24 protein-coding genes are annotated in these 26,437 nt (G+C 66.6%); 15 read left to right on the top strand and 9 right to left on the bottom strand.

What is annotated here, in order from left to right:
• Positions 1-82 precede the first annotated feature (82 nt).
• Positions 83-931, top strand: coding sequence for an SDR family NAD(P)-dependent oxidoreductase (locus AAFP35_RS00810; protein WP_419219613.1), 849 nt, complete (start codon positions 83-85; stop codon positions 929-931).
• Positions 932-967: 36 nt separating this feature from the next.
• Here the strand turns inward: AAFP35_RS00810 and AAFP35_RS00815 are convergent, their stop codons facing one another.
• Together AAFP35_RS00815 and AAFP35_RS00820 are read right to left on the bottom strand one after the other, a co-directional pair.
• A complete protein-coding gene (locus tag AAFP35_RS00815) occupies positions 968-1,735 on the bottom strand; it encodes a dienelactone hydrolase family protein (RefSeq protein ID WP_419219614.1) in 768 nt (255 codons plus the stop codon).
• A gap of 13 nt (positions 1,736-1,748) precedes the next feature.
• On the bottom strand, positions 1,749-4,085 hold the full coding sequence (locus AAFP35_RS00820; protein ID WP_419219615.1) for an ATP-dependent DNA ligase: 2,337 nt from the start codon (positions 4,083-4,085) through the stop codon (positions 1,749-1,751).
• Positions 4,086-4,212: 127 nt separating this feature from the next.
• Here AAFP35_RS00820 and AAFP35_RS00825 point away from each other — a divergent pair, with 127 nt between their 5' ends.
• Both AAFP35_RS00825 and AAFP35_RS00830 read left to right on the top strand, forming a co-directional pair.
• Positions 4,213-5,169, top strand: coding sequence for a Ku protein (locus tag AAFP35_RS00825; RefSeq protein WP_419219944.1), 957 nt, complete (start codon positions 4,213-4,215; stop codon positions 5,167-5,169).
• 87 nt (positions 5,170-5,256) lie between these two features.
• Positions 5,257-6,564 carry an MFS transporter gene (locus AAFP35_RS00830; protein ID WP_419219616.1) on the top strand — a complete coding sequence of 436 codons (1,308 nt, stop codon included), beginning with the start codon at positions 5,257-5,259 and terminating at the stop codon, positions 6,562-6,564.
• A gap of 45 nt (positions 6,565-6,609) precedes the next feature.
• Here the strand turns inward: AAFP35_RS00830 and AAFP35_RS00835 are convergent, their stop codons facing one another.
• Positions 6,610-8,835, bottom strand: coding sequence for an MMPL family transporter (locus AAFP35_RS00835; protein WP_419219945.1), 2,226 nt, complete (start codon positions 8,833-8,835; stop codon positions 6,610-6,612).
• 158 nt (positions 8,836-8,993) lie between these two features.
• Between AAFP35_RS00835 and AAFP35_RS00840 the strand changes: the two genes are divergently transcribed.
• Positions 8,994-10,274 carry an alpha-hydroxy-acid oxidizing protein gene (locus AAFP35_RS00840; RefSeq protein ID WP_419219946.1) on the top strand — a complete coding sequence of 427 codons (1,281 nt, stop codon included), beginning with the start codon at positions 8,994-8,996 and terminating at the stop codon, positions 10,272-10,274.
• A 193-nt stretch (positions 10,275-10,467) separates the two neighbouring features.
• Here the strand turns inward: AAFP35_RS00840 and AAFP35_RS00845 are convergent, their stop codons facing one another.
• Positions 10,468-11,391: an oxygenase MpaB family protein gene (locus tag AAFP35_RS00845; RefSeq protein WP_419219617.1), complete on the bottom strand. Its 924-nt coding sequence runs from the start codon at positions 11,389-11,391 to the stop codon at positions 10,468-10,470.
• Positions 11,392-11,515: 124 nt separating this feature from the next.
• On the opposite strand from AAFP35_RS00845, the gene AAFP35_RS00850 reads away from it, so the two are divergent.
• The 5 genes from AAFP35_RS00850 to AAFP35_RS00870 all read left to right on the top strand — a co-directional run bounded on the left by AAFP35_RS00850 (position 11,516) and on the right by AAFP35_RS00870 (position 16,002).
• Entirely contained in the window at positions 11,516-12,181 is a 666-nt protein-coding gene (locus AAFP35_RS00850; RefSeq protein WP_419219618.1) for a TetR/AcrR family transcriptional regulator, read from the top strand.
• Between the two features lie 78 nt (positions 12,182-12,259).
• The gene (locus tag AAFP35_RS00855) at positions 12,260-12,898 is read left to right on the top strand and encodes a TetR/AcrR family transcriptional regulator (RefSeq protein WP_419219619.1); all 639 of its coding nucleotides are present in this window, start codon (positions 12,260-12,262) and stop codon (positions 12,896-12,898) included.
• Positions 12,899-13,012: 114 nt separating this feature from the next.
• Positions 13,013-14,230, top strand: a complete 1,218-nt coding sequence (locus AAFP35_RS00860; protein ID WP_419219620.1) for an acyl-CoA dehydrogenase family protein — start codon at positions 13,013-13,015, stop codon at positions 14,228-14,230.
• On the top strand, positions 14,227-15,261 hold the full coding sequence (locus AAFP35_RS00865) for a phosphotransferase family protein (protein ID WP_419219621.1): 1,035 nt from the start codon (positions 14,227-14,229) through the stop codon (positions 15,259-15,261). Before AAFP35_RS00860 ends, AAFP35_RS00865 begins: the two co-directional genes overlap by 4 nt.
• A 3-nt stretch (positions 15,262-15,264) precedes the next feature.
• Positions 15,265-16,002, top strand: coding sequence for an SDR family NAD(P)-dependent oxidoreductase (locus AAFP35_RS00870; protein ID WP_419219622.1), 738 nt, complete (start codon positions 15,265-15,267; stop codon positions 16,000-16,002).
• 95 nt (positions 16,003-16,097) lie between these two features.
• Here the strand turns inward: AAFP35_RS00870 and AAFP35_RS00875 are convergent, their stop codons facing one another.
• On the bottom strand, positions 16,098-16,784 hold the full coding sequence (locus tag AAFP35_RS00875; protein ID WP_419219623.1) for a histidine phosphatase family protein: 687 nt from the start codon (positions 16,782-16,784) through the stop codon (positions 16,098-16,100).
• Positions 16,785-16,848: 64 nt separating this feature from the next.
• Here AAFP35_RS00875 and AAFP35_RS00880 point away from each other — a divergent pair, with 64 nt between their 5' ends.
• A complete protein-coding gene (locus AAFP35_RS00880) occupies positions 16,849-17,289 on the top strand; it encodes a VOC family protein (RefSeq protein ID WP_419219624.1) in 441 nt (146 codons plus the stop codon).
• Positions 17,290-17,304: 15 nt separating this feature from the next.
• Here the strand turns inward: AAFP35_RS00880 and AAFP35_RS00885 are convergent, their stop codons facing one another.
• A complete protein-coding gene (locus AAFP35_RS00885; protein WP_419219625.1) occupies positions 17,305-18,336 on the bottom strand; it encodes a sigma-70 family RNA polymerase sigma factor in 1,032 nt (343 codons plus the stop codon).
• A 496-nt stretch (positions 18,337-18,832) separates the two neighbouring features.
• On the opposite strand from AAFP35_RS00885, the gene AAFP35_RS00890 reads away from it, so the two are divergent.
• Entirely contained in the window at positions 18,833-20,140 is a 1,308-nt protein-coding gene (locus AAFP35_RS00890) for an ROK family transcriptional regulator (protein ID WP_419219626.1), read from the top strand.
• Between the two features lie 136 nt (positions 20,141-20,276).
• Here the strand turns inward: AAFP35_RS00890 and AAFP35_RS00895 are convergent, their stop codons facing one another.
• On the bottom strand, positions 20,277-21,122 hold the full coding sequence (locus AAFP35_RS00895; RefSeq protein WP_419219627.1) for an ABC transporter permease: 846 nt from the start codon (positions 21,120-21,122) through the stop codon (positions 20,277-20,279).
• Positions 21,119-22,138 (bottom strand): ATP-binding cassette domain-containing protein, encoded by a 1,020-nt coding sequence (locus AAFP35_RS00900; RefSeq protein ID WP_419219628.1) that lies wholly within the window; start codon positions 22,136-22,138, stop codon positions 21,119-21,121. The genes AAFP35_RS00895 and AAFP35_RS00900 overlap by 4 nt, the downstream gene beginning before the upstream one ends.
• A 245-nt stretch (positions 22,139-22,383) precedes the next feature.
• Between AAFP35_RS00900 and AAFP35_RS00905 the strand changes: the two genes are divergently transcribed.
• Genes AAFP35_RS00905 through AAFP35_RS00920 form a run of 4 tightly spaced genes read left to right on the top strand, consistent with a single transcriptional unit; the run spans position 22,384 to position 25,478 of the window.
• Positions 22,384-22,779: a TOBE domain-containing protein gene (locus tag AAFP35_RS00905; RefSeq protein ID WP_419219629.1), complete on the top strand. Its 396-nt coding sequence runs from the start codon at positions 22,384-22,386 to the stop codon at positions 22,777-22,779.
• 37 nt (positions 22,780-22,816) lie between these two features.
• On the top strand, positions 22,817-23,593 hold the full coding sequence (gene modA / locus AAFP35_RS00910; protein WP_419219630.1) for a molybdate ABC transporter substrate-binding protein: 777 nt from the start codon (positions 22,817-22,819) through the stop codon (positions 23,591-23,593).
• 8 nt (positions 23,594-23,601) lie between these two features.
• Positions 23,602-24,420, top strand: coding sequence for an ABC transporter permease (locus AAFP35_RS00915; RefSeq protein WP_419219631.1), 819 nt, complete (start codon positions 23,602-23,604; stop codon positions 24,418-24,420).
• A complete protein-coding gene (locus AAFP35_RS00920; RefSeq protein WP_419219632.1) occupies positions 24,417-25,478 on the top strand; it encodes a sulfate/molybdate ABC transporter ATP-binding protein in 1,062 nt (353 codons plus the stop codon). Before AAFP35_RS00915 ends, AAFP35_RS00920 begins: the two co-directional genes overlap by 4 nt.
• A gap of 2 nt (positions 25,479-25,480) precedes the next feature.
• Here the strand turns inward: AAFP35_RS00920 and AAFP35_RS00925 are convergent, their stop codons facing one another.
• On the bottom strand, positions 25,481-26,404 hold the full coding sequence (locus AAFP35_RS00925; protein WP_419219633.1) for an adenylate/guanylate cyclase domain-containing protein: 924 nt from the start codon (positions 26,402-26,404) through the stop codon (positions 25,481-25,483).
• Between the last annotated feature and the right edge of the window lie 33 nt (positions 26,405-26,437).

Genomic DNA, 26,437 nt, shown 5'->3' on the forward strand with positions numbered 1-26,437 from the left:
CGGGTGGCCGGACGTTCGCGGCCCCTCGGCGTCGGTGACGACGATATTGACAGTAGTTCCTACCCGGTGTCACGGTCTGCTGATGAGGCGACGTGTGAGGTCCGTGCCGGGTGGTTTCGCAGGGAAGACCGCAGTGGTGACGGGAGGTGGGTCGGGGATCGGGGCGGCGCTGACACGAGCGCTGGCAGCGGCGGGAGCCGACGTGACGTGCACAGATCTGGACCTCGCCGCCGCCGAACGCGTCGCCGACGGTACGTCGCACCTGCCCGGTTCGGTGCGGGCACAGCAGCTCGACGTGACCGACGGCACGTCGGTGGGAGACGTCGTCGACGACGTGGTCGCGACAACCGGACACCTCGACCTCATGTTCAACAACGCCGGGATCGCGCTCGGCGGGAACACCGAGCTCCTTGCTCTCGAGCAGTGGAACGCGATCATCGACGTCAACATCCGGGGCGTCGTGCACGGTGTGGCGGCGGCATATCCGCACATGATCCGACAACGGTCCGGCCACATCGTCAACACCGCGTCTATGGCCGGACTCACCGCCGCCGGACTGCTCACGAGCTACGTGATGACCAAACACGCCGTTGTCGGACTGTCCCTGGCGTTGCGCAGCGAGGCGGCCGCGCACGGGGTCGGGGTTCTCGCACTGTGTCCGGCCGCGGTGGAGACCCCGCTGCTCGACGCCGACGGTGTCGGCGGGTTCAGCGGTCGCACCTATTACCTGTCCGGGCAGGGCGTCCGGAAGGCCTACGACGCGGACCGGTTCGCCGGTGATGCTCTCGCCGCCGTCGAGTCCGGGCAGCCGCTACTGGTGGTGCCGATCCAGGCGCGCCTGGCGTGGCGATTCGCTCGCGTCGCCCCGGGGCTGATGCAGCGGGCCGCGGCCGGTTTCGTGTCCAGGCAGCGCCAGGAACAGCGCCTCTGAAGCTCCGGATGAGGCTGGATCGGCGCCGATCCACCGTCACCCCGTCGGCAGCGTGTTCGCGAAGAGTTTCTGCAATTCGTCGAAGTGGTACTCGGCGGCGTCGGGATGATAGGCGGCGGTATCGGCCATCGTGTATCCGTGCACCGCACCGGGATACACGGATGCGGCGTGCGCGACACCGGCGGCGGTGAGTGCCTCCTCGAAGGCCTGCACCGCCTCGGGAGGCAGCGACCGATCATTGTCGGCGTGCACGGCCAGCACGGTGGCACGTATCTCGGCGAGGCGGCGATGCGGGCTGTCGGCCTCGTCGGTCACCAGCCCGCCGGTGTGGAACATGCCGATGGCCGCGACATCGGCGGGCCGCTCGGCGGCCGCCAGCAACGCGAGGCGACCGCCCATGCAGTACCCGCTGGCACCGATCGGCCCGTCCGATACGCCGTCGAGACCGTGGAGGACGTCGATGTAGGCGGACAGATCGGCTGTCGCCAGATCATCGGTGAGTGCGTGCACCAGAGGCATCACGGTCTTCATGAACTCGCCGCGGCTCTCCGGGTTGTCGAGGTCGACCTTCGGTGCGATGTCCGCAGCCGACCCCCATCGGTAGAACACGTTGGGCGCCAACACCACATGGCCCCATGAAGCGATTCGATCGGCCATCTTCTCGATCTGCGGGCGCAGACCGATCGCGTCCATACACAGCAGTACACCGGGGTGCGGGCCCGGGCCGTCAGGTCGGGCGACGTATGCTTCCGCGGTTCCGGCGGCGGCGTCGATGGTGATCAGCTCGTTGGGCAACGGTGACATCCTTTCCGTTTCTTCAGAGATCGCCGGGCAACTTGTCGCGGCGAATGCCTCGCCAACTCGGATGGCGGAGGTGGCCGGTGGTGGTCCAGTCCATGAATCGGACCTCACCGACGATCTTCGGCAGAACCCACACTGCACTCGACGCGACCGGGCGATCCAGCTTGTCGACGAACGGGCAGGTCTTGATCCGAAGAGGCTCGAGTTCTTCGGCCAGGGAACGCAGTTGGGCATCGGTGAAACCGGTGCCCACGCGCCCGACGTAGCGCAGCCCGGTGTCCTCTGGCAGTCCGAGCAGCAGCGACCCGATGGTGTCCGAACGGTTCCCCCGGCCCGGCCGATACCCGCCGATCACCACTTCGATGTCGTTCCAGTTCTTGTGTTTGAGCCACGTGGTGCTGCGGCGGCCCTGCTGATAGGTCGAGGATCGACGCTTGGCGACGACTCCTTCATATCCCCGCTCTCGGCTGTGCTCCAACGCCACTCGGCCGGGGCCCGGCAACAATTCGGGTACCTCGGCGTATGCGGAACCCCGCAACATCGGTGCCAGCGTCTCCAGCAATTCCCGCCGGCGTGACCACGGTTGGCGCAGCAGCGATGTCCCGTTCAGGTAGAGGATGTCGAACAGATACAGCTTGAGGACGAGATCGTCGTCGGTGGATTTGCGGGCGGCCAGGAGTGTGAAATTGGTCCGGCCGTTGGCATCCAGGGCGACGACCTCGCCGTCGAGTACGACGTCGATGAGTCCGAGATCGTCGGCGATGGAGCGGAAACCGGGGAAATCTGCCGTCATGTCGATACCCGAGCGTGAGGTCAGGCGGAAGTCACCACCGATGGAGCGCAACAGAATTCGATAGCCGTCCCATTTTCCCTCGAACGCCCAGTCGCGGCCGTCGAGGTTCTCGATCGATTCGTCGGTGGCCAGCATGGGTCGCGGCTCGCGGAGGCTGTCGGGCACGATCGGCCGCGGTTCGTCGCTCATCAGATGTGCGAGCCAGTTCTTGTCGCCGGTATGGATGAGGGCGTAACGGCCCTGTAAGCGTTCGCCGTGTAGGCGCACGATGACCTCGTCGTCGCGCCACTTCTCGGTCTCGTAGGTGCCGCGATCCCAGATCTCGACGTGTCCGCCGCCGTATTCGCCCGCCGGGATGTCGCCGGCGAAATCGGCATAGTCCATCGGGTGGTCTTCGGTGTGTACCGCGAGACGGTTCTGCCCGGGATCGTCCGGGAGATTCTTCGGGATGGCCCACGACACCAGCACGCCATCCCGCTCGAGTCGGAAGTCGTAGTGCAGGCGGCGTGCGTGATGTTCCTGGATCACGAAGATCGGGCCCGACGAATCGTCGGACTGATCGCGGTGTGCATTGTCGCCGAAGGGTTCCGGGGTCTTGGAGGAGTCACGCTTACGCCGGTATTCGCCCAGACTCACAACGGGATTCGACGTCGGAGGTGGTTCCGAGGATGCGGGTGGTGCTGCCGCCGCGTCCGGCGAGTCGAGGTCGGCGAGCAGGTCTCCGTCGGCGGCGACCCGTTCGAGTACCTCGCCGAACAACAGCTGGCCGATGTCGGGGTCGGTCAGTTCGTCCCAGGCGCGTGGCGCGGCCACCCACGGTTGTTCCCGTCCCCGCAGTGAGTACGGGGCCAGCGTGGTCTTGGAACCGCTGTTCTGGCTCCAGTCGATGAAGACCTTGCGCGGCCGGATCGCCTTGGCCATCGATGCGGTGATCTCGTCGGGATGGGCGTCGGCGAGGCTGGTGGCGATCTGTTTGGCGACGGTGCGCGCGGAGTCGGGGGCCACCGGGCGATCGAAGCGGGCGTACACGTGGAGCCCCTTGCCGCCGCTGGTGACCGGGTAGGCGGTGAGTCCGGCGGCGGCAAGCATGTCCCGGATCATCAGTGCGACCTCGGCGCACTGCGACAGGGGTACATCGGGGCCTGGATCGAGGTCGAGAACCAGCCGGTCGGCCTTGGGAGCACCGTCGTCGTCGGGGACTCGCCATTGCGGTGTGTGCAGTTCGAGGGCGGCCATCTGTCCGAACCACACCAGGTCGGCGCGGCCGGTGGCGAGTGGATAGGTGATGACCCGGCGGCTGTGTTGCTCGTCGAAACGGTCCAGCCAGTCGGGTGCCGAGTCGGGGAGGTCTTTTTCGAAGAACGGGTTCGACTCGACGCCGTTCGGCCAGCGTTTACGGGTGATCGGCCTGCCGGCCAGATGCGGCAGCATCACCTCGGCGATGCGCGAGTAGTAATCGATGACCTCGAACTTCCGGGTGCCTGTCTGCGGATACAGCACCTTGTCGAGGTTGGTGACGGGGATACGCCGACCGTCGACGTCGAGATCGTCACCAGCCATGCCGACCATTGTCCACGACTTCGCCCGTCCGCACCGTCCTGATGTCCGGGAGAACGCGGTCGACGCAGGTCCGGCCGTCGCATCCGCTTGTCTGGACGGCGTCGCTTTTCGCCGGGCGGATGGCACAATGGGGGCCATGCGCTCGATCTGGAAGGGCGATCTGAGCTTTGGCCTGGTCAACGTGCCGGTCAAGGTCTATTCGGCCACGGAAAGCCACGACCGGAAGTCCTATCAGGTCGACTCCAAGGACGGAACACGCATCCGGTATCGACGTGTCCGTGAGGGGACCGATACCGAGGTCGAGTACGCCGACATCGCGAACGCCTACGAAACGGACTCCGGCGAGACGGTGATCCTCACCAAGGAAGACCTCGCTTCACTACCCGTGCAGAAGAGTCCCGAGATCTCCATCCTCGAGTTCGTGCCCACCGAGCAGGTCGACCCGATCTACTTCGACAAGCCCTACTACCTCGAGCCGTCGTCGAAATCGCCGAAAGCCTATGTGCTGCTCGCCCGAGCGCTGGAGAAGACCGACCGACTCGCGATCGCCAACTTCACGCTGCGCAACCGCACGCGGCTGGCCGCGCTCCGGGTCGTCGACGGCGTGATGACGTTGCAGACCCTGCTCTGGCCGGACGAGGTGCGCGCCGCCGATTTCGGTTTCCTGGACGAGGACACCGAGATCCGGCCGCAGGAGTTGGAGATGGCGGCCTCCCTCATCGAGACGATGGCTTCCGACTTCGACCCGTCCGAGTTCGAGGACACCTATCAGGACGAGCTGTCCAAGCTGGTTTCCGCAAAGGCCGAGGGCTCCGAGGCATTCCCGGAACCGGACGCTGAGGACACCGGTGACGAAGACTCCGAGGTCGCGGATCTCCTTGCGGCGCTGCGAGCTTCGGTGAAGGACCGGGGCGGGTCCGAGAGCTCGGACGCCGAGAAGAGCACCGAGACGAAGTCGACGGCCAAGAAGGCCCCGGCCACGAAGGCTGCTGCCAAGAAGGCGCCCGCGAAGAAGTCCGCTGCGAAGAAGTCGACTGCCAAGAAGGCGCCGGCAAAGAAGTCCGCGGCCAAGAAGTCTGCCTGAACCAGGCTCGTCCGGTCGTCGGGCGTTCGCGGACGGCCGGGCAAAAATCACTGGCCGACGCCACGTTGGGTGCGGCACCCTGTATGGGTGAGCTCGACGGCCGACACCCGCCTGCCCGCGGCGCTGAAGCCGTTCGCGCTGCGGCAGTACCGGTTGCTCGCCCTCGGCTTGGTGCTGGCGATGTTCGCCGACGGGGTGTGGACCGTCGGCGTCGTCTGGCAAGTGATCGAGATGGACGGTGGGCCCGGACAGGTTGCCGTCGTCACCGGTGTGGCCGCTGCGGGCATGGTGATCTCGACGCTGGCCGGAGGGGTGCTCGCCGACCGGGTCTCGCAGCGACTCATCATGATCGGGCTCGAGATCGCCAAACTCGTGGCGTTCGCGGTCGTCGGTGTTGCCGCGATGACCGGACACCTCAACCATCCCACGCTGATCGCGGCCGCCCTTCTCGGCGGGATCACGACAGGCATGTACTACCCGGCGTATTCGGCGCTGCTGCCGAGTGTCGTCGAGGCGGCACAACTGCAGGCCGCCAACGGAATAGAGGGATTCCTGCGGCCGGTGGTCTTCCAGGCTGTCGGGCCGATGGTGGCCGGTGGTGTCATCTCGATCGCGTCCCCCGCGGTGGCGATCGTGCTGGCCGGGTTGGCGAGCGCGTCGTCGGCGCTGTGCTACGTCGCCATGCGTCCGGTGACGATCCGGCGCGACCTGACGGCTGTGTCGAAACATCCGGTGCAGTCGGTGATCTCGGATCTCGCCGAGGGTTTCGTCTACATGTGGCGTACCCCGTGGCTGTGGGCCACCCTGTTCTTCGCGTGCATTCTGGTCCTCGCGACGATGGGACCGATCGAGGTGCTCGTACCGTTCGCCCTGCGTGAGCGGGTGCACGGTGGTGCAGGCGATCACGCTCTGGTCCTCGCGGCCTTCGGGGCGGGTGCGGCGTCGGCATCGTTGGTGTTCGCGTCGATCCCGATGCCACGTCGGTATCTCACGGTCATGTTCGGGATCTGGGGTTTCTCCAGCCTGCCGCTGGTTCTCATGGGCCTGGCCGACCAGACGTGGATGTTCGTGGTGGCCGGGTTCGTGATGGGCGTCCTGTTCGACGGGCCGATGGTGCTGTGGGGGACGCTGCTGCAGCGTCGAGTACCGCCGGCGCTGCTCGGACGTGTGGCGAGCCTCGACTTCTTCGTCTCCGTGGCGCTGATGCCCGTGTCGATGGCGATCGCCGCTCCGGTGAGCGAGGCAATCGGACTCACCTGGACCTTCGTCCTCGGCGGTGTGCTCCCGGTGCCGATCGCGTTCGCGTTCTACCTGGCGGCGCGACTGTGGCGCGACGAGATCGACAACCCCCTACGGGTTGTCGTCACCGACGTCGACGAGCGGGCCCTCACCTGATCAGCGCCTCGGCCGCGTTGTCTCGCTGCGCGGCCGAGGCCGCCGCTACGCGGTGACGGGTTCCTTCACCTCGGCGTCGTCGATCGGGATCTTGCGGATCGACGTTCCCTCCACGTCGACATTCGGCAGGATGCGGTCGAGCCAGCGTGGCAACTTCCACGCGGCGTCACCGAGCAAGGTGATCACAGCGGGCACCACCATCATCCGGATGATGAAGGCGTCGAAGAAGACCGCGGCGGCGAGGGCGAAGCCCATCATCTTGGCGATGGTGTCCGGGGCGAGCATGAACGCCGCGAACACCGAGATCATGATGACCGCCGCGGACGCGACGACCCGCGCACCGTGCTGGTACCCGATGATGACCGAATCCTTGGCCCCGACATCGTGCACGTACTCCTCGCGCATTCGGGTCACCAGGAACACCTGATAGTCCATCGCCAACCCGAAGACCACGCCCACCAGGAAGATCGGCAGGAACGAGATGATCGGTTTGGTGTGTTCGATCAGGCCCAGGTGGCCCAGCTGGAAGATCGCGACCGTCGCGCCGAAGGTGGCGCAGACCGAGAACAGGAACCCGACCGTGGCGATCAGCGGCACCAGGATCGATCGGAACACGATCATCAGGATGATGAACGCCAGTCCCACCACGACCACGAGGAACGGGATCAGCGCCGAACTGAGCTTGGCGGAGATGTCCGACATGATCGCCGTCTGCCCACCGACGTTGATCGTCGTGCCGTCGGGTGCGCGGGCGGCGTAGTCGCGGATCTGCTCCATCAGGCGATGGGTCTCGGGGCCACTCGGCGACAGTTCCGGCGTGACCGAGATCAGCGCGGCATCGGCGCCCGCCTGTGGGTTCGCCGGGTCCGACCCGTTGCCGATCCAGACGATCTGGTTCGGGTTCGCGATGTTGTCGAGGGTCTTGACGTAGGTCACCACATCATTCGCGGCCCCCGACACGTCACCGCCGTCCGGTGCCTTGACGGTGACGAGCAACTGCCCGTTCACGCCCTCACCGAATCCGCGCTGCAGCAATTCGGTGGCGGCGTACTCGCTGTCGGTCGTCGAGGTCATGCCGAGTTCCATCTTGGTCATCGGAATGGCGACGACGGCGAGTACGGCCAGACCGACGATGGCGACGGGCAGTGGGTAGCGGGTCACGAAGCGGGCGAACCGCAAACCGTTGGACGGCTTGGTGTCCGGCTCGTCGCCATGCCGGATCCCGGGGACCCGCGGTTTGAACGCGAACCGGCCGAATGCACCCAACAGGGCGGGGATGAGCGTGATGGCGCCGAGCACGGCGATCAACACGGCCACTGCGGCCGCGACGCCCATCTGGGTGACGAACGGGATACCGACGACGGCCAGTGCCGCGACGGCGATCATCACCGTGAGGCCGGCGAACACGACGGCCGAACCTGCCGTCCCGACCGCGCGCCCGGCGGCCGCTTCGCGACTGCCGCCGAGATTCAATTCGGATCGGTATCGGGACACGATGAACAGGGCGTAGTCGATGGACACTGCGATGCCGAGCATCGTGATGATCGTCGTGGCGCTTTGTTGGACGTCGATGATCTTGGCGCTCAACGTGACCAGCAGCATGGTGATGCCGACGCCGAGGATGCCGGTGATGATCGGGATGAAGGCGGCGATCAGCGCGCCGAACGCCACGATCATGATGATGAAGGCGACCGCGAAGCCCAACAGTTCGGACACGCCACCCTGCTCGAACACCTGCATGAGCGATCCGGTGCCCTCGACCTGCAGGCCGTTGCCACGGAAATCGGCCATCAGGTCCTTGAACTGCTGCATGTCCTCGGCGCTGAGGTCCTGCACCGGGATCTGCTGATGGATCTGGATCAGGCCGACCTTGCCGTCGTCGCCGAGCACGGCAGCGGCCTTGTCGGGGTAGGCCTGCGCCGCGGTGACCGGGTTGGCGATCGTCTGCGGATCGATGACCTCGGGCAGCGTCCGTGCCTTCGCCACCAGGCCGTCGATCTGCTGCATGTGATTGGCGAGCCCGTCGTCGGCGGCCACCAGGATGCTCGTCGACGCCTCGAGCTGCTGCTCGTTGATCGCACTGAAGTCGGTCTTCATCACCGACATCGCACGATCGGAATCGGTGCCGGGCAGCTCGAAGTCGGTCGCGAACTTCGGGGCCAGCGCGCTCGTCAACACCCCGAGGACGATCAGGATGCCGAGCCACAGACTGATGAACCACCACTTGTGTCGGAACGTGAATCGGCCGAGCCGGTACAACCAGAGCGCCACGGTGGACCCTTCCTTCGCGATGTGAGTCAGCGTATCGGCGACAACAGACAGCAGGAGTGTGACGCCGGACACGAACGCCACCGGTCGAACCCTATGATGTGCTCCATGATCGTCGCGACGACCGTGGATTGCAGACCGTGACCGGGCCGGACGAACCCGTGTCACCGGGTGCCGGCCGGGCCCGGCAGAACGAGATCTACACACAGGGTATCCACGGTCGCCGACCGCGTGTGCCCACCGACCATGCCGAGCTGGAACGCCGGGCCCGCCGGGCGATGTCGGAGCGTGCCTGGGCCTACATCGCCGGAGGTGCAGGCGAAGGGCAGACCATGTCGGCCAACCGTGCCGCGCTCGATCGATGGGCGATCGTGCCGCGAGTGCTTCGCGACGTGTCGTCGCGGTCGCTGGAGGTCGAGCTGTTCGGCAGGAGACTCCCGGCGCCCGTTCTCTTTTCGCCGGTCGGGGCCGGGGCGCTGGCGGCGCGCCGCGCGGACGTGTTGATCGGTCGGGCCGCCGCCGAGCTCGGAGTCCCGTACATCTTCTCCAACCAGGGCAGCGCGCCGATGGAAGACGTTGCAGCAGAAATGGATCGGACGCGCCCCGGCGCGCCGCGCTGGTTCCAGCTCTACTGGTCGACCGACGACGACCTCGTCGACAGTCTCCTCGGGCGTGCCGAGGCGATGGGCGCGGATGCGGTCGCGGTCACCCTGGACACCACGATGCTGGGTTGGCGTCCACAGGATCTGAACCTGGGATCGCTGCCGTTCGCCCGTGGGGAAGGGATCGACCAGTACACCTCGGATCCGCGGTTCGTCGAGATCGTCGCCGAACGGGTACGTGCGGTCGCGGGCGATCGTCCGGAGATCTCGCTCGGCGCGATCCGCACGCTGTTCTCGATCGCCCGGAACGCACCGGGGCATCTGCTCCGGAATCTGGTGGCACCCGAACCGCGCACCGCGGTGCAGACATTCCTGGACATCTATTCGCGGCCGTCGTTGAACTGGGACGACATCGCGGGGCTGCGTGAACGCACGTCGCTGCCGATCGTGCTCAAGGGCGTACTGCACCCCGACGATGCGCGCCGAGCGGTCGACGTCGGGGTGGACGGCATCATCGTGTCCAACCACGGCGGACGTCAGGTCGACGGTGCCATCGCCTCGATCGATGCGCTGGCCGCGATCGCGCCCGTCGTCGACGGCCGGATGAAGGTCCTCGTGGACTCAGGACTGCACACCGGTGCCGACGTCTTCAAGGCGTTGGCCCTCGGCGCCGACGCCGCGTGTATCGGACGCCCGCACATGTACGGCCTGGCCCTCGCCGGTGCCGACGGTGCCCGCGACGTCGTCGCGAACATCATCGCCGAACTCGACCTCACCCTGGGGCTGGCCGGCCACACCCGAGTCGAGGACCTGGATCGCGACGCTCTGCAGCGCATCTGAGATGTGTGCGGATCTCGATACGCCCTCGGCCTTGCGCCTCGGGCTACTCGATCGGCAGTTGGGTGTCGCGGGGTTTCCGGTCGGGTACGCGAGGTCGGCAGTTGGGTGTCGCCGGGTTTCCGGTCGGGTAGGCGGGGTCGGCGACGAGACCTCTGTACGGGTGGGATCTCGACAAGCCTGACGGGTGTGGTCGTCAGACCAACGGTCGGCCGGTCCGGATACGCCAGCGGGTATCGGCGAGTAGCAGGTTGAAGGGGAACTCGCGCAAGGGTTTCGGCAGCCGGACCAGGATCGCGCGAGCGACCTTGTTGTGCGTGTCGAACACGCGCCGCTGCCACGGCTTGAACTCCAGCCCCATCTTGTCGCGGAAGTTCTCCGGCAGGAATCCGATGGTGAGCAGTTCGAACCACCAACCGACCGCGAGACTGAACCAGCGCGGCATGAACTCGGCACGCACGATGCTCATCAGGTGCTCACGGATGATCGGGTCGATCTCGAGTGACTCGACGGTCTCGTTCCAGTAGGTCTCGAAGTCCGCGCGGGTCGCAGGCCACATCTCGCGGGGCACCTGCAGTGTGGTGCCCAGGACCGCGCCGTGCTGGTAGGCCTCTTCGGTGATGTCGGCAGGGTCGCCGTAGATCCGCTGCATGTCCTCCCACCCCTTGTAGAGGCACGCAGCGACCCAGAGCTGCAGCTTGGGGTCGAACGCGTTGTACTTCACCGGGCTCGACTCGGTGGACCGGACCTTGGCGTGCGCCTTGCCGACCGCCTTGCGATAGGCCTTCCGGTCCTTGGGGGTGCCCATCGTCGCCACCGAGAGGTACGCGAGGGTGGTGCGGGTGCGTTTGATCGGATGCTTGAACAGGTTGCCGCTGTCGACCGTGCTCTCGTAGACGCCGTAGCCGACCGCGGGCAGCGCGAGCTGCATGATCACGTTCGCCGGACCGGCGAGCGCCGAGATGCCCTTCATCTCGTTCACCCGGCTGGGCAGGGCGTCGAGCTCGCCGCGGGTCATCCGCGCGACCTTCGGCAGGTACTCGGTGTCCGGCGCCGTTTTGGCGATGGCCCGCTCGAGTTCGTCGATCCCGTCGGGTTCGATGATCGGTTCGGTGCTCACGTGCGCCCCCTGGTCGTGAATCGGCGTCAAATCTGACAACGTGCGTTTCCGCTTACATTGAACGTTGGCACGGTAAGGGATGTCAAGTGGTCGAGCCGGGGCGGGTCGGTGCCAAGATGGACACGTGGCAGGAGCATCGGGTGACACCAGGGCGGGCGGGTCCGCCGGCGACGGTCTGCGGGCCTACGGCGGCGAAGACGGCGACATCCGTGTGGCCAGACGCCGGGCCACGCTCGTCGATGCCGCACTCGAGTTGCTCGGGGCGTCCGACGGTGGATCGGTGACGGTCCGTGGGGTGTGCCGCGAAGCCGGTCTGACAACACGCTATTTCTACGAGAGTTTCGACTCGATCGAAGCCCTCGTCAGCGCGACGTTCGACGAGGTGATCGCCGAGATCTCCGAGGACGCACTGGTCGCCTTCGCCGACGGTGACGACGTGGAGGCCAAGGTGACCGGGGCCATCCGCGCCATTGTCGGCGTCATCGACGAGGATCGACGCAAGGGTCGGCTGCTGTTCTCGCAGTCGCTGCTCAGCCCCACCATCGCGGCGAAACGGACGGAGTCGACCGATCTGTTCGCCGGACTCACGCTGCAGACAGCATCGGGTGTCATCGACGTGCAGAACCGTCCCAACGCCCTCGCGGCTGCCAACTTCCAGGTCGGCGGCTTGGCGCGGGTGCTGGCCGCCTGGCTCGACGGGCACCTCGAGCTCGATCGGGACGGGGTGGTCGAGGTCAGTGTCGGCCTGATGATGGCACTCGCCGACGGCGTGGCTCGATTCGACGTGTGAGAGGTCGCAGCCCCGCGTGAACGACAGGTCGGCCCCGCTTGAACGATCGGTCGGGACGGTGCGGCTATGTTGGAACCCATGAGCAGCGGGACCGACGAGGCGGATGTGCGCCCTGACTCCATCGGTCAATGGCGCGACTACGGGGCGTCGGAGTTGCCGGTGCCCCTCGCTGCGGCGCTGGCCGCATTTGCCGAGCATGGCTATCACGGGACGTCGGTGCGCGAGATCGCCGCGCGGGCCAACCTGTCGGTTCCCGGGCTGTATCACCACTATCCGTCCAAGCAGTCTCTGCTGCAGGGGCTGCTCGAACGGACGATGACCGATCTGCTGCATCGCTCCGAGCTTGCCATCGCCGAGGCGGGCGAGAAGCCTGTCGACCAGTTCGACGCGGTCGTGGAGTCGCTGCTGCGGTTCCACATGTACAGGCGTGAGCAGGCCTTTGTGGGCTCGACCGAGATCCGCAGCCTCGACGACACCTACAAGCAGACCTACGTCGGTCACCGGGACCGACAGCAACACATGGTCGACGAGATCGTCTTCGCCGGGGTCGAGGCGGGCGATTTCGGCACCGAGTATCCGAAAGATGCCGCCCGCGCGGTGGCCACCATGTGTGTCGGGGTCTCGACGTGGTTCAACGAGGACGGGGAGTTGGGGGCCGACGAACTCATCGCTCGGAACCTGCAACTGGCCCGCGCCCTGGTGGGGTATCGGTCGTAGTTCGTCCCCGCGCTTCGTCTCCTCGAATGGCGTGACTTGACCAGGTGATCGGTAGCTGGCAAGGTGACGGTCGCCGAACGATCGCTCGGTCGGCATTGTCGATGAGGAGATGCGATGCCTGTGGATCTGAGCTACGCCCCGGATGTCTCGGAGATCGTCGAGAAGACGACCCGATTCGTACGTGACCACGTCCTGCCGATCGAGAACCGCAACGGCGGCGACATCAACGCGGCGGGCGGCGACGATCTGCGCCGCGAGATGAACGCCGAGGCCAAGGCCGCAGGCGTGTTCGCGCCCCATGCGCCGGTCGAGTTCGGCGGACTCGGGCTGAACATGTCCGATCGTGTCCCGGTGTTCGCGGCCGCCGGCTATTCGACGTTCGGTCCGATCGCCCTGCACATCGGTGCCCCCGACGAGGGCAACGTGCACATGCTGTCCCACATCGCGAGCGTCGAGCAGAAGCAGAAGTATCTGGCCCCGCTCGCCGCAGGCGACGTCCGGTCGGCCTTCGCGATGACCGAACCGTCACCTGGCGCCGGATCGGACCCGAATGCGCTGAACACCATGGCCGTCAAGGTCGATGGTGGGTGGAAGATCAACGGGCAGAAGCGATTCATCACCGGCGCCGACGGCGCGGGCTTCTTCATCATCATGGCGCGCACGGCAGGCGAGCCGGGAGACCGAGGCGGCGCGACGATGTTCCTCGCGCCGGCAGGCACTCCGGGTATCTCCGTCGACCGGCACATCCACACCACCGATCGCGCGATGATCGGTGGTCACTGCGAGGTGAGTTTCACCGACGTCTTCGTCCCCGACGAGGACATCCTCGGTGAGGTCGACGAAGGGTATCGGTATGCCCAGGTTCGTCTCGGCCCGGCTCGGATGACCCATGTGATGCGCTGGTTCGGATCCGCCCAGCGATGCCACGATGTCGCCGTCGACTACGTGTCGAAGCGAGAAGGCTTCGGCGGCAAGCTCGGAGATCTCGGCATGATCCAGCAGATGGTCGCCGACAACGAGATCGACCTGGCCGCCAGCATGGCCCTGCTGGTCAAGGCCTGCCATGAACTGGACCAGGGCAACCATGCGTCGAACGAGACGTCGATCGCGAAGACCTTTGCGGCCGAGGCCTACACGCGGATCGCGGATCGCTCGATCCAGATGTGCGGTGGGCTCGGTGTCTCCGAAGATCTGCCGCTCGCACGTCTGCAGAACGAACTCCGCCCGTTCCGTATCTACGACGGTCCGTCCGAGGTGCATCGCTGGGCGATTGCTCGGCGCGCCATCGGTCGAGCGAAGAAGGCTGCGGCACAAGCGGAGTCGGCCCGGTGACCGAACATCGAGCCCTCCCGTCCGAGCAGCTGCGAGAATTCCTGATCGGACGTGGCGTCGCCGTCGTCGGCGACCTGCGGGTCGAGCTGATCAGCGGCGGCAAGTCCAACCTGACGTTCAGCGTGCGTGACGACGAATCGCACTGGGTGGTACGTCGTCCGCCGACCAGCGGATTGACCCCGTCGGCGCATGACATGAACCGAGAGTGGGCGGTCACGAGTGCGCTGCAGCCGACCGACGTCCCGGTGGCCCCGACGGTGGCGATCGACTCCGACGGCGCTCTGCTCGGTGCCCCGTTCACCGTCGTCGAGTTCGTCGACGGCCCCGTCATCAGGACGTCCGACGACCTGAATGCGTTGTCCGACAACGATGTCGAGCGCAACCTCGACGGCCTGGTGGAGACTCTCGCGCGACTGCATGCGGTCGACTACACCGCGGTCGGACTCGGCGAGTTCGGTCGGCCGGAAGGTTTTGCAGCGCGTCAGGTCAAGCTCTGGGCACGGCAGTGGGGTCACGTGAAGACGCGGGAACTCGACGACGTGGACCGTTTGGTCACGGCGTTGGCCAAGCGGATTCCGTCCACGGCAGAGGCCACCATCGTGCACGGTGACTACCGCGTCGACAACACCATCGTCGATGCCGACGATCCCGGAGTGATTCGGGCCGTGGTGGATTGGGAGTTGTCGACACTGGGTGATCCGCTGACCGATGCCGCGTTGATGTGTGTCTACCGTCGGCCGGGCTTCGACCGTGTCGTCGGGTTCTCGGCGGCCTGGACCAGCGATCGTTACCCGTCGGCCGACGAGATCGCGCAGCGCTACACGGTGCGGACGGGCCGCGACCTCGGTGACTGGGACTTCTACCTCGCGCTGGCCAACCTCAAACTCGGAGTGATCGCCGAGGGCATCACGCACCGTGCGTTGTCGGGCGCGGCATCCGACGGTGCCGAACGTGCCGCCGAGGCGACCGCGGAGTTCATCAGCGCCGGGCTGGCGCAGCTGTCCGGATCGAATACCACCTCAGGGAGATAAGTCATGTCGGACAACAGGGTTGCCCTCGTCACGGGTGCGTCGCGTGGCATCGGGGCGGCGATCGCCGCACGATTCGCCGCCGACGGGTGGGACCTCACCATCAGCTCGCGCGGACGAGAAGCGTTGGAGCAGCGGGCCGGAGAACTCCGCGACGCCGGTGCCGGACGTGTCGAGGTCATCCCCGCCGACATGACCGATCAGGACGCGGTGGCCGCGTTGGCGACGACGCACGCCGAGGCGTTCGGTCGCTGCGATGCGCTGGTCATCAACGCCGGGATGGGACAGAAGGGTCCGGTCGCGGACTTGCCGGTGCGACGTTTCGACCGCCTCTACCAGGTGAACGTGCGTGCCGCGTACATACTCTTGCAGACCCTGATCCCGGTGTTGCGATCCACCGCCGATGCTCATCGGGCCGCCAAGGTCATCGCGATCGCCTCGATCACCGGCGTCTATCCGGAACCCGAACTGTCCGCCTACGGTGCCACCAAGGCGGCGCTGATCTCGCTGTGCGAGACGTTCAATCTCGAGGAGTCGGGCAACGGTGTGAGCGCCACGACGATCGCCCCGGGCTACGTCGACACCGACATGTCCGACTGGCTCAAAGACCAGATCCCTGCCGACGAGATGATCACCGTCGACGACGTCGCGACAATGGCGCACGCGGTGACCCAGCTGTCCCGGTTCGCCGTGCTGCCCAACGTCGTCCTCACCCGCCCCGGGGCCAACCTGCACCGCGCCTGAGCGCTGTGTCGATCGCAGTTCCCGCTCACTGTCCTCGTTCCCGCTCACCCAGTTCAGTGAGCGGGAACGAGGACAGTGAGCGGGAACCACCCGCGCTAGCGGTAGGTGGAGATACCACCGTCACGGTCGGCGAGGTGGGCATGCTCGTTGAACGACACCACCGACACCCCACGGCGGCCGACGATCAGCTTGGACACCGACGCGTTGACCATGGTGCGCGACATAGCGGGCCAGCGTTCGGGAGGTACCCCGAGGAGGTCGGCGATCCATCGGGTGATGGTGCCGGCCGACGAGACCGCGACGACGGTCTGTCCGGAACCGGCCAGAGCCTGCGCGCGTGCCGCCGCGTCGGACACCCGATGAGCGAAGCCGACGAAGGTCTCCCCGGCGCCGTGTTCGCCTCCGCCCTCGACCCATTCGAGCAGCCCTTCGTCGAGGCGCCGCTGGTAGGCACGGCCGTCCCGGTACTCCTCGGTGGTGGCGGACCCGACCAGTGCGGGAAGTTCGTACTCGTTCCATCCCGGATCGACGATGGGCTCCGGAGCATCCGTGAATTGTCCGAGCACCCTCGCCAATGTCTGTGTCTGGCGGGGCAGATCGCCGCTGATCGCCGCGGACACCCGATCGGTGAGGCTCGCCAGCAGGGTGCCGGTGAGACGTGCCTGGATGGTGCCGGTATCGGTGAGACCGCCGGGCCCGTTCGGAGCGGGCTCCGAGGCATCGGAGATGCCGTAGGCGTTCGGGTCTGCTTGTCCGTGCCGGACCAGGTAGATGACACCCATGCGCTCAGCCTATTGGGCGTGCACCGGGGGCGATGAGTTCGGGTCGTCGGCCGTGTCTGTCCTGATGGGATCCCATGCAATGGAGGTGTGCGACGTGCCGACGATGCTGTTCGTCAATCTGGCGGTGGCTGATGTGAGCAGATCGCGGGCGTTCTACACCGGGCTGGGTGTCCGGTTCGACGCGTTGTTCTGCGACGAGGGCACACTGTGCTTCGCCGTCAACGACAACTGCCGTGTGCTGCTCCATCGGGAGGAACGTTTCGCCGGCTACGTGGCGGGCGAGATCGCCGATCTCCGTTCCGGTCGGGAAGCGGTGGTGGCGGTGTCCGCCGCGTCGCGCGCGGCCGTCGATCGATGCGCCGACGCCGCGCTCGAGCAGGGCGGCACGTTACTGCGATCGCCCGAGGACCTCGGCTTCATGTACTCCCGCAGCTTCTGCGATCTCGACGGTCACGCCTGGGAGATCGTCTGGATGGACCCCTCGCAGATTCCGTCCGACGACTGACGTCGACGACCGTGGTCAGACGGTGCCGGACTGCCGGTCGTACGGAGTCGCGGGTAGTCCGAACCGGGCGAAATCGTCGGTCATGGTGTCGCTGAAGAACGCGACCACATGGCCGACCGCACCGCTGGAGTCGAAGTCGAGCACCTGGAGGTGGAAAGGACGGTGCACGCCGTCGGCTTCGCGCATGTACAGCCCGAACGCGGGCTGACCGTTGGCGACGGTCGGCAGCATGATCTGGTCACCGTCTTTCTCGGCCGGACAGTTGCGTCGGATGAGCGTGCCGATCTGCTCGGCGCCTTCGTACCAGCCGGTGAAGGGCGGCATCTCCCAGATCGACTTGTCGGTGAACAACTCGACGATGGCGTCCACGTCGTAGCGTTCGAATGCCGAGACGTAGCGGGCCAACAGTTCCCGCTTGGCGTCGTCTTCGAGCTCGCGAGGGGAATCCTCTTGCGGTGCCGCATCCTTCAACTGTTGCCGGGCTCGCTGCAACAGGCTGTTGACGGTGGCGGTGGTGACCCCGATGGTGTCGGCCACCTCGGCCGCCCTCCATTGCAGTACGTCGCGCAAGATCAACACCGCGCGTTGCCGCTCGGGGAGGTGCTGGAGGGCGGCGATGAAGGCCAGCCGGATGGACTCGCGTGCGCCCACCACGAACGCAGGGTCGGCATCGGCGCCGGGGGAGATCTCGTCCACGGTGCCCGCGAACGGTTCGAGCCACGGGACCTCGTGATCTTGGAGCAGATCGTCGGTCGGATCGAACGCGTCGCCACCGATTCCCGACGGCAGCGGGCGGCGCTGCCTGCTCTGCAGGGCGGTGAGGCACGTGTTGGTCGCGATCTTGTGCAGCCAGGTCCGTACGGAGGCACGACGGTCGAACTTGTCGTAGCCACGCCACGCCCGGAGGTACGTCTCCTGCATGAGGTCCTCGGCGTCGTGGTGCGACCCCATCATCCGATAACAGTGCGCGAGGATCTCGCGACGGAAGGGCTCGGCGGCATCGAGGAACTCGGTGTCGGAGGCGGTACCGGTGGTCGTGGTGGACATGTGATCAAGATTACGTCAGGACTCCGACAGACTCATCGCCATGACCGTGACGGATGTGCGGCCTTCGGGGCGTCCGGGTTCGCGCAGGTCCGTGGACACCGACTGCCGAGGGGTTCGGATCAGCGTGCGCAGAACCTCCCGTGCAGGTTGTGGCAGACCTAGAATCGCCGGTGGACGCGTATATCGAGATGCCCCGCGGCACCCTGACCACGGTGTCCCCGGGGTTGCCACGGCAACTTGCGCGTTGGTAGCTTGATCCGCATGACGAGCCCGCAGTCCTACGTCCCAGAGGTCACCTACGTGACAACTGCTCTGGGCTGTCGGCTGCCGCTCGTCCGTGTTCTGTGTTGTCGCCGAATGCGCTGAACCAGCATTCACCCCGGGCCATGGCGGCCCATTCATCTTTTCTGCTCATCCGAGCCGACTGTCGGCGCACACCTCGTGTGCAGCGCGGGTCCCCGCCGGATGTGGCACATTCGACGAGGACACACTCCACATGACCGCAACGCTGGACCACATCACTACCGCACCCGTCCGCCCGCAGGGCCACCGACCCGTCGGTGGCCACGCCCGACGCCCCGGGGGATCGCCCGCCCCCCGCCCGCTTGCCTACGGGTCGCCGCGGAAGGGAGCGCGCAAGATTCACATCGCCACCCCGCATCTACAGTTGTCGTCCAAGCCGTCGGCTCTGGTGCTGCGCGCGGCCCGTCTCGCCGGTCCGGTGTTCCGTGACGATGCCGCCGAATACACCGGGCTGAGCATCTCGACGGTGAACCGTCAGGTCGGCGCACTGCTCAAAGCCGGACTGATCCGTGAGCGTGCCGACCTCGCGCCCGCGGGTGCCATCGGCCGGCCGCGCCTGCCGTTCGAACTCAACGTCACCGACTTCCTCACCCTCGGCATCCACGTCGGCTACAAGGTCACCTCGATCACGACGCACGACCTGTTGCACCGGGTGGTGGGTGCCATCCAGATCCCCACGCCCGTCGCCGAGACTCCCGAGCAGACTCTCGCCGCGATCGGCGTGAGCGCGCGCCGCTTCGTCGAACGGTGGGCGGGACGCCGGGTGCTGTGGGCCGGCGTCGCGGTCGGCGGACGAGTCCTGCCGGGTGGGTTCGTCGATCACCCGCGCCTGGGCTGGTCCGGGGCCCCGGTCGGTCGGGTCATCGCGGAGACGGTCGGCCTCCCGGTGTCGGTGGCCTCGCACGTGGAGGCGATGGCGTCGGCCGAACTGGTCGTCAATCCCGACCAGAAGAAGTCCAGTTTCCTGTATTTCTATGCCCGCGAGATGGTGGGTATCGCGTTCAGCGTCGACGGCATGGTGCACACGCCGACGGCCGGCCCGCCGGTCATCGGGCACTTCCCGACGGGGCCGACGACACTGTTGGACCCGGAGAAGAGCGGACGTCTCGAGGCGGCCGCCAGCGATACCGGTGTGGTGGACGCGGCCCTCGCGCTCGGCCTGAACGTGACCGACGTCGAAGGTGTCCACGAGTTGGCACGCTCGGGGGATGCGACCGCTCGCGCCCTGCTCGAGGAGCGGGCCGAGGTGCTCGGTCGTACCATCGGTCTGATCGCCGACATCTTCAACCCCGACCACATCGTGCTCGGCGGCCAGGCGTTCACCGACTTCCCGGCGACGTTGCCGACCGTGGCCAAGGCCGTGAAGACCACTTCGGTGGTTCCCAATCGCGATGTGCGCGTGTCACATTCGGGTACCACGGTGCAGCAGCAGGCGGCCGGTGCGGTGTCGTTGGACGCGATCTACTCCGATCCCATCGAGGCATTGTCGTTCACTTCGTGACAAGTCCGCGGGGGCCGTCGAGCACATGCGTAACTCCCCGGCACCCGCGGACGCAGCAACACACAGCTTTCCCCGGAACCTCCGCGCCCACACGCCACGGCCTGCGCTGGTGAGGAAGGCCGTGGCGTGAGCGTGTTCAGTCCGAGGTGCGCTTGGTGTAGGCGCGCAACGCGAACGGCGCGAACACGACGGTCAACGCGACGGCCCAGATCAAGGTGGCCACCTCGGGGTGCTGCAGCGGCCACGGCGCATCCGGACCCGCCGCGGGACCGTTGCCCCAGAGCACACGCATCGCCTGGACGAGCGCCGAGATCGGATTCCACTCGGCGATCGCGCGCAGCCACGACGGCATCGGAGCCGTGGGAACGAATGCGTTGGACAGGAACGTCAGTGGGAACAACGTGGTGAACATGAAGCCGTTGACCGCCTCGACGCTCTTCAACCACGACCCGATGAGGATGCCGAACCAGATCATCGCGAACCCGAACAGCAGGACGAGCGCGAACGCCAGGACCGCCTCACCGACCGTGCCATGGATCCGCCACCCGATCGCCAGGCCGGTGATCGCCATGACGACGATGCCGATCGACGAGTGCATGACGGCAGCGATACTTCGGCCGATCAGCACCGACGACCGCCGGATCGGCAGCGACCGGAACCGGTCGATGATGCCCTTCTCGAGGTCACCGGTGATACCGGTGGCGACGATGAACGCGGTGAACACGATGGTCTGGCCCATGATGCCGGGCAGCAGGAACTCCTTGTAGGAGACGCCGCCGGTGTTGGTGATCGAGGCTCCGAAGACGTACGCGAACAGCAGCACGAACATGATCGGCTGGATGGTCACGTCGGAGAGCATCTCCGGCATGCGTTTGGTGTGGATCATGTTGCGTTTCACCATGATCCACGATTGCTGCCAGACCGTGGTCTGGCGGATCTCGGGACGTTGGGTCACCGATTCGACGGTGGGGGTGGTGGTCATGCGGTCTGCTCCTCGTCGGTGTCCGCGGTGTCGTCCTCGGCGCGATGTCCGGTCAGCGACAGGAACACGTCGTCCAGGCTCGGGCGCGCGAGTCCGAGATCGTCGACGGCGATGCCACTCTCGTCGAACCAGGAGACCACCCGGGTGAGGTCGGGTAGGCCGTTCGCGGGTGCGGTGAGTCGGCGGGCGCCGTGGTCGATGAACACGTCAGCTCCGGTCTTGCGGAGCAGGGCCTCGGCTTCCGGGATGTCGTCTGTGTCGGACACGGTCAGCACCAGGCTCGCGGCGCCGGCCTGATGCTTGAGCTGGAGCGGGGTGCCGTGGGCGATGATCGTGCCCTTGTCGATCACGATGATGTCGTCGGCGAGCTGATCGGCCTCGTCGAGGTACTGGGTGGTCAGCAGCAGGGTGGTGCCCTCGGCGACCAGCGAGCGCAACACCTCCCACAACTCGGACCGACTACGCGGATCGAGTCCGGTGGTCGGCTCGTCCAGGAAGAGTACGGGTGGTGCGGCCAGCAGGCTGACCGCGAGGTCGAGCCGACGGCGCATACCACCCGAGTAGGCCTTCACCTGTTTGTTGGCGGCTTCGGTCAGCGAGAACTGTTCGAGCAACTGATCGCCGCGGCGTGCGAGTTCCTTGCGGCCGATGCCGTAGAGTCCGCCGATCATGCGGAGGTTCTCCCGACCGGTCAGGATCTCGTCCACGGTGGCCGCCTGGCCCGTCAAACCCATGCTGCGCCGGACCATTTCGGGTTGGGAGGCGACGTCGTAGCCGGCGATCCGTGCCGAACCGCTGGTGGGCGGGGACAGGGTGGTCATCATTCGGACGATGGTCGTTTTTCCTGCGCCGTTCGGTCCGAGCAGCCCGAGTACGGAACCTTGCGGCACCGTGAAACTCACGCCGTCGACGGCGGTGAAGTCGCCGAACCTCTTGACCAGATCGACGGCCTCGATGGCGACGTCACGTGACGTCGTGATACCCGGTGATACGGCCGGGGCGATGGGTGAGCTCATATTTCTCCACGCTATCGACGGGGTGGGACAACTGGCGAGCGATTATTCTGTTCGACCGACGGGCGCCGGCCTGCCGCAGAGACAGACCGCACGACGTCCCGGTTCTCATCGGTCGGGGCCGAGGGTATGTCGGATTTGCCCGTTCAGGGTAAAAGCTCAAGCCCTGTCGAAGTCAACTCCTTTTCCGTGCCGCTCATGCGGACCTATTTCTGGGATATCTCCGCGGATGCGGATACTCTCAGCCGGTGGCAGAAATTCGGATCAGGGACGCCGCCGAGTTGCTGGGGGTCAGCGACGACACGGTCCGTCGCTGGATCGCATCGGGTCGCCTCGACGCCGCGGGTGACCATCCGGTGATGGTCGACGGAGCGCAGCTCGCGGCGCTCGCCCGAGAGCGGGCAGCCATACAGCCCGACGATCGGTCCGGTGTACTGCGGTCGGCCCGCAACCGGTTCACCGGATTGGTGACCCAGGTGACGATGGACGCAGTGATGGCACAGGTGACTCTGCAGTGCGGTCCGTTCGAGGTCACGTCGCTGATGAGCTCGGAGGCCGCTCGAGAACTGGACCTGCGCCCCGGGGTGGTGGCCACGGCCGTTGTGAAGGCCACCACGGTGATCGTGGAACGACCGGCGCCGTGATCACGGTGCCCGGATGCAGTTGTGACGAGGAGAGCAGATGATCGGGAGTTCGACAGTCCGCCGCGGTGTGGCCGCGGCTTGCGCGGCGCTTGCCGTGACCGCCGGGGTGGCGGCGTGTTCGAGCGGTGACGACAGTGGTGGCAAGACGGTGCTGAACGTCTACGCTGCGGCGTCGCTCAACAAGGTCTTCACCCAGCTCGCGGAGTATTACGAAAAGGCGCACGACGATGTGGACGTCAAGCTGAACTTCGCCGGCTCCTCGGCTCTGGTGAACCAGATCGATCAGGGGGCCGACGCCGACGTCATCGCCACGGCCGACGAGGCGACGATGGCGAAACTCGGTGACGCCGTGGAGAACCCGAAGGTCTTTGCCACCAACACATTGGTCATCGCGACCGCGCCCGGGAATCCGAAGCGCATCGCGAACTTCGCCGGTCTCGCCGATCCCGCGATCAAGACGACGGTCTGCGCAGTGGAGGTTCCGTGTGGGGCGGCCACCGCTGCGGTGGAGAAGAACACCGGAGTCGACATCAAGCCCGTCAGCGAGGAGACATCGGTGAGTGCTGTCCTCGCCAAGGTCACTTCGGGCCAGGCCGATGCCGGCCTGGTGTACGTCACCGACGCGAAAGGCGCGGGCGACAAGGTGGCCACCGTGACCGACCCGGCCTTTGCCGCGGTGGTGAACAAGTATCCGATTGCGCCGCTGAAGGATTCCGAGCACAAGGAGGATGCGGAGATGTTCGTGAGTATGGTCCTCGGTCAGAACGGCGCCGAGGTCCTCGGTGACGCGGGATTCGCGCCGCCGACGTCCTGAGTGCCTCGATGAGTGTGGCGCCGAGGACAGCCCGCGATCGCACCGCGCTGCGTGTCCCGCTGTGGGTTCACCTGCCGGCGGCGATCGGCATCGGGTTCATCCTGATCGGACCGATCGCCATCCTGCTCCGGATGCCGTGGTCGGAGTTCGTGTCGTCGGTGACGGCGGCCGAGTCGCTGGACGCCCTCCGTCTGGCGGTCGTCACCGCCGCGATCAGCACCGGGCTGTGTCTGCTGACGGGTGTCCCGATGGCGATCGTCTTCGCACGGTCGAACGGCATGTTCGTCCGCGTGGTGCGGGCATTGGTGTTGCTGCCCTTGGTGTTACCGCCGGTGGTCGGCGGCCTGGCGTTGATCTACGCGCTCGGGCGCCACGGTGTCGTCGGACAGTATCTGGACCACGCCGGGATCACGATCGCGTTCACCACGACTGCGGTGGTCCTCGCCCAGACCTTCGTGGCACTGCCGTTCCTGGTGCTGAGCGTGGAGGGCGCCCTGCGGTCATCGGACGGTGAGTTCGAGCAGGTGGCCGCCACCCTGGGTGCGAGTCCCACGCGCACGCTCTGGAAAGTGACGTTGCCGCTGGTGGTTCCGGCGCTGACGGCCGGCAGCGTGCTGGCCTTCGCGAGGGCGTTGGGCGAGTTCGGTGCCACCATCACGTTCGCGGGCAACCTGCCCGGGACGACCCAGACCGCACCGCTGCGTATCTATCTCGAGTCCATCAACGATCCGGAACAGGCGCTGCCGCTGGCGTTGATCCTGATGGTCGTCGCGCTCGTCGTGGTGGTCGGCGTTCACCTGCGACGCGATCCGGGAGCTCGTCCATGACCGCGCTGGTGGCGAGTATCCGCAGCGAGAAGCCGTCGCTGGAGGTGGACCTCGAGGTGGTCGGCGGAACGACGTTGGCCATGATGGGCCCCAACGGGGCAGGCAAGAGTACGGCGTTGTCGGTGCTCGCGGGGCTACGGCGCACCGAACGATCCACTGTGCGGGTGGGATCACGGACCTTGCAGGACGGTTCCAGGTTTGTTGCCCCGCATCGCCGTTCGGTGGTTCTGCTCGCGCAGCGACCACGGTTGTTTCCGCACCTGAACGTGCGCCGCAACGCGACATTCGGGCCGGCGTCGGCGGGGTTGGGGCGGACGGAGGCAGCCGCCCGCGCGGATCGGTGGCTCGACGCCGTCGGCGTCGGGGACCTCGTCGACCGGATGCCCCACCAACTCTCCGGCGGACAGGCAGGGCGGGTGGCGCTGGCTCGTGCGCTCGCCACCGAACCCGAGGTGCTGCTGCTCGACGAACCGTTTGCGGCACTGGATGTCTCGGTGGCCCAACAGATCCGTTCCCTGCTCCGCGACCTGCTGGCGGAGCGGACCGGAACCTCCATCCTGGTGACCCACGATCTCATCGACGCGGTGAGCCTGGCCGAGGATCTCGTGGTGATCGAGGACGGGCGTGTGGTGGATCGCGGACCCACACGCGACGTTCTCACCAGTCCGGGCCATCCCTTCACCGCGTCCCTGTCCGGACTGAATCTCTTCGTGGGGAGCTACGACGACGGCGGGGTGACCGACGGCTCGGGGCATCGGGTCATCGGTGAGACGGCCGAACCGCTGAGTGTCGGCGACACCGCGGCCGCGACCTTCTCACCGCGTGCGGTCGCGGTGTATCTCGATGCACCACACGGGAGCCCGCGCAACGCGGTGTCGGCGGTCGTGACCGATCTGCTGCCCCGCGCCGATCACGCCGTGGTCCGTGCCCGCTGTGGGGAGCAGACCGTGGACGCGGAGGTCACGTGGGCCGCCGTGGCCGACCTCGGACTCGTCTCCGGTACGTCGGTCATGTTGGTGATCAAGGCAACCGAGGTACGGATCTACCCGGTGGCGTGACCTCAGGCGCGAGGACGCGACGGATCGTGGTTCCGGTTGGCCTCCAGGGTGCGGGCGCGCAGCCTCCGGTAGCCCCGGACATTCAGCGGCGGAATCGACTTCACGTAGAACCGCTCGTCGTCGGCGAGGCTGTCGGCCATCGGTTCGTCCATGAGGATGGTGCCCGGGCGAGCCGAGCCGGCCAGGCGCGCAGCGATGTTGACCGGCTCGCCGAAGACGTCACCCAACCTGGTCAGGACGTGCCCGCGGGCCAGGCCCACCCGTAGCGTGGGGATGATCCCGGCTTCGGAATGGTTGTCGATCTCGATCGCGGTCGCGGCGGCGGCCACGGGATCGTGGAAGGTGAACATCACGCCGTCGCCGAGGGTCTTCACCACGTGACCGCCGTTGGCGGCGACGAGTTCGAAGGTGTCTTCCTCGAACGTCTCCAGCAGGTTTTCGAGCTCGTCGAGGGCGATCCGGCGCGACAGGCTGGTGTAGCCGACGATGTCGGCGAATCCGACGACGAGGTCGAGACGCTCGTCGGACTCATGGGCGACAGTGTGATTCAGGGCGATCGCGAGGTGCCTGCGCCAGATGAGTTGCTGGATCTGGCCGAGTGCTGCGCTCATCTGGTCGACCGACCACGGCACGCGGGGATCCCTGTCCAGCTCACGGAGCCGGTCCGCCTGCCAATCGGCGAGTCGTGAGGTCGCCTGCCCGATGGCGCGAGCGGTGGCGATCTGCATCTCCCGGGGCATCGTGGTCTCGGTGTCCGAGAACAGGCGCAGCGCCGCGAGATCGTCGGCGGTGAAGATCTTGTCCGGGGTCGAGGTCCGGGCGAAACCGAAAGCGTTCCAGATCTTTTCCGCGAATTCCGGAGAGAGTCCGAGTTCGGCGATCAGTTCGTCGCGGGTGTAGCGGAGCTCCTCGTCGGGGACGGTCACGCGTTCAGCATAGAGAACACGGGCGGCACGTGG

The organism is Gordonia sp. CPCC 206044, from assembly GCF_048537895.1.
GTDB lineage: Bacteria > Actinomycetota > Actinomycetes > Mycobacteriales > Mycobacteriaceae > Gordonia.